Source organism: Bartonella sp. AD328YNZD (assembly GCF_042196425.1).
In genome coordinates this window covers 11,804-15,276 of the sequence record NZ_JBHIQG010000032.1, presented here as the reverse complement: position 1 = coordinate 15,276, position 3,473 = coordinate 11,804, and the positions used below count along the sequence as shown (strand labels likewise).

The window sequence follows — 3,473 nt, the reverse complement described above, 5'->3', positions numbered from 1 at the left end:
TGCACAAAATTGAGTTGTTGAAAATCAAAAATATAATTTAACGATGTTCCTTGACCAACTCACTCTCTCCTGAGTATAGCACGGGGAATAAACGTGGAGAGACATGAGGAGTATAGAAAATGAGTTTTAAAGTTGCAATTGTTGGCGCAACCGGCAATGTTGGTCGTGAAATGCTTACAATTTTAGAAGAGCGTGGTTTTCCTGCGCATGAAATTGTCCCTCTCGCATCACGACGCTCATTAGGACAAGAAGTTTCTTATGGAGATAAAACTTTAAAAGTAAAAGCACTGGATACTTACGATTTTTCAGACACAGATTTTTGTCTTATGTCTGCAGGAGGGAGCATTTCCAAAGAATACGCCCCTAAAATCGCTGCTACCGGCTGTGTCGTCATCGATAATTCCTCCACGTGGCGCTATGATGCCAATGTTCCGTTGATAGTCCCTGAAGTCAATGGCGAAGCTATAAATGCCTTTTCTAAGCGTAATATTATAGCAAATCCTAATTGTTCAACAATTCAACTGGTCTTAGCTTTAAAACCTCTCCATGATGCTGCAATCATTAAACGTGTTGTTGTCTCTACATATCAGTCTGTTTCTGGAGCTGGTAAAGAAGGAATGGACGAACTTTTCGAACAATCACGTGCAGTTTTTGTTGCAGATCCAATTACATCAAAAAAATTCACTAAACGCATTGCCTTTAATGTCATTCCTCATATCGATGTTTTCATGGAAGATGGTTATACAAAAGAAGAATGGAAAATGACCGTGGAAACAAAAAAAATTCTCGACCCGAAAATTAAATTAACAGCCACTGCTGTTCGGGTTCCTGTCTTTATCGGTCATGCCGAAGCTGTCCATGTTGAATTTGAAAAACCACTAAGCGCATCTGAAGCACAAGCGCTCCTACGCGATGCACCCGGCTGTCAGCTTATCGATAAACACGAAGATGGTGGCTATACCACCCCTTATGAATGTACGGGAGAAGATGACACCTTTATTAGCCGTATTCGTGAAGATATCACCGTTGAAAATGGTTTAGCTTTCTGGGTTGTTGCCGATAATTTAAGAAAAGGAGCAGCATTGAATGCCGTTCAAATTGCTGAATTGCTCATTTCTCGTAATTTGATCAAGCCAAAGTCGATAAATTAATCATCTTCCTGTCCGACAGGACAAGGAACCTTATACAAAGCCGGTCTGTTAAAAAGTCCGGCTTTTTTAACAGCTTCCCTCTAACACCATCTTAAAAGGTTATTATTTCAAAGCACTGGCAAATTCCACCCTGAATATTCTTAGCTCTCTCTGCCTTAAAGAATGAAGCTCTTTCCCTGCACCAATCTGAACACAATCGCACTTTTGAAGGAGCTTGCACTAATATCCACCTTAATGCCGCTTTACGAAACAGCAAGAGCAGCAGCATAAGCATTGTTTGCTTCATGCTGCTGATCCTTTTTGTCATTCCGGTTGTGAAATTAACTTTACCCTTATCGAGCAGGATAAGTCACGACACGGTAACGCGTTTCATTGCGTTCAAAGTTTTTGTAATTGACATCATCCGGAAAGGAGGGATTATAAGCATTCACGCGCTTTACAGAAACTCCTTGCGCTTTTGGCGACGGATTTAAAATTGTCCGCTCATCTCTTTTTTTTACCCCGGTGGAATCGATAATCATATCTGTTCTATAGAATTTTTGCATGTTTTTGCGTGTTTTTTGAATCGCCGGAAGAGCTTTAAAATCAGAAACAACCTGTTTCACTTTTTCTTTTGGTGATTTTACCATGGATTTTGATTTTGCTGGCATCTTTTTAAAAGCAATGGTAGGAACATCGTTAACATTGACGTAACGTGCAGATGCCCAACCAACTTTTCCATGATAACCAAGAGAACACCAAGTTTTATTGGATAGGCAGCCATAAATTTGCACTTTTGCTCCCATTGGAACCATTGCGATAACTTTATAAGCTGTCGCAGGGCCTGTGCGTAAAGATACCTGACCTGATGCAACACGAGCAACTGTTCCTGTAATGGTTCCAGCTTCCGCGTGAAAAGCAGTCACAGCCACCCCTGACGCTCCTAAAGCCCATAAAGTCATCATTGTTGATAAAAATTTCTTTCTTAACATTATTTTTCTTCCTCTCTAAAACATATGAAGGACAAAAATTCGCCTTTGCAAAAATTTGCCGCGTTTAAATCCAATGATCAGCAACCTTTTTCCCCAAAAAATCCCACAACATTGCAACAAAACCTCTCTTTATCGCCTACACGAACACGGCCTTTTGATCTTGATTGCGCAGTATGTTCTTCATGAATTTACGGCTAAAACATCATCTGATTGTCCAGTTCTTCAACCAATTGTCCCTTACAGAAGTTTTTAAAGGGGCATTGGTTCCCTCAACAAATGATTGCAATAAAAGAATTAATTATTTGAATTTCAGAGAATTTCTATGAACAAAAGATGATCAGCCCCCAAAACAACTAAAATAGAAGGAAAAATAATACTCTTTTAAAAATAAAAGTGATTGAATATTCTCTAAAGCTTGTATAACTTTAAATCTGCCTAAAAAGATACAGAGTATATTGAAACTTCCCTCAAAAAATTTCTCGAAAAAGAAAGTTAAAAGCATATGACATTAAAAAAATTTTTTCGTAGTCGGATTATAGGATTATTCCTCTCTCTCTTTGCACTTTTTTTGTCTACTGCTTTTTCCATGGCCGCAGACAAAACAAAGATCAAACTTGGTATTATGGAAGGGCGGGATGCGATTATTTGGAAAACTGCTGCGGAACAGGCTAAAAAAGCCGGTTTAGATATTGAACTCGTTTATTTTTCTGATTACGCTTTGCCTAATGATGCTGTTAACGCAGGAGAGATCGATGCGAATGCTTTTCAGCACGCCCCTTATCTTAATGAACAAATGAAACAACGTGGCTATAAACTTTCAATTGTCGGCTATACATTTATTGCTCCAATCGGTGTTTATTCACACAAAATAAAAGACTTAAAAGATCTTCGTGATGGTGCTCATGTTGGTATTCCGAACGACCCATCTAATGGTGGAAGAGCCTTACTTCTTCTTAATTCTTTAGGTCTCATTAAGTTAAAAGATCCTCATAATATTCTTGCATCTCCACTTGATATTATTGAAAATCCTAAAAATCTGCAAATTCGTGAGCTCGATGCCGGTATGTTAGGGCGAGCTATTGATGATTTTGATCTTGCAATTATAAACACAAACTGGGCTATTGTTTCTGGATTAAGTTTTGAAAAAGATGTGGTTGCATGGGAGAGCGCCAAAAATAATCCTTATGATAATATCATCGTTGTACGCACGAGCGAAAAAGATGAACCATGGGTTAAAAAATTAGTTGCCGCTTACAACAACGATCTTATCCGTACAAAAATCAAAGAGATTTTTGGCAAAACCGCCCAAACATCTTGGTAATTGTGCCAAATATCTGAGTAATTGTGCCAA

Annotated in this window: 3 protein-coding genes; 2 read left to right on the top strand and 1 reads right to left on the bottom strand. The window is 38.6% G+C overall.

Features of this window, described 5'->3' with window-relative positions; all coding sequences use genetic code 11:
- Positions 1 to 119 precede the first annotated feature (119 nt).
- On the top strand, positions 120 to 1,151 hold the full coding sequence (locus ACFIO3_RS02965) for an aspartate-semialdehyde dehydrogenase (RefSeq protein ID WP_375686713.1): 1,032 nt from the start codon (positions 120 to 122) through the stop codon (positions 1,149 to 1,151).
- A 332-nt stretch (positions 1,152 to 1,483) separates the two neighbouring features.
- Here ACFIO3_RS02965 and ACFIO3_RS02960 read toward each other — a convergent pair whose 3' ends face one another.
- Complete coding sequence (locus tag ACFIO3_RS02960; RefSeq protein ID WP_375608718.1) at positions 1,484 to 2,122, bottom strand: SH3 domain-containing protein; 639 nt, start codon at positions 2,120 to 2,122, stop codon at positions 1,484 to 1,486.
- Between the two features lie 502 nt (positions 2,123 to 2,624).
- On the opposite strand from ACFIO3_RS02960, the gene ACFIO3_RS02955 reads away from it, so the two are divergent.
- Positions 2,625 to 3,443, top strand: a complete 819-nt coding sequence (locus ACFIO3_RS02955; RefSeq protein WP_375607358.1) for a MetQ/NlpA family ABC transporter substrate-binding protein — start codon at positions 2,625 to 2,627, stop codon at positions 3,441 to 3,443.
- The last annotated feature ends 30 nt before the right edge of the window (positions 3,444 to 3,473 follow it).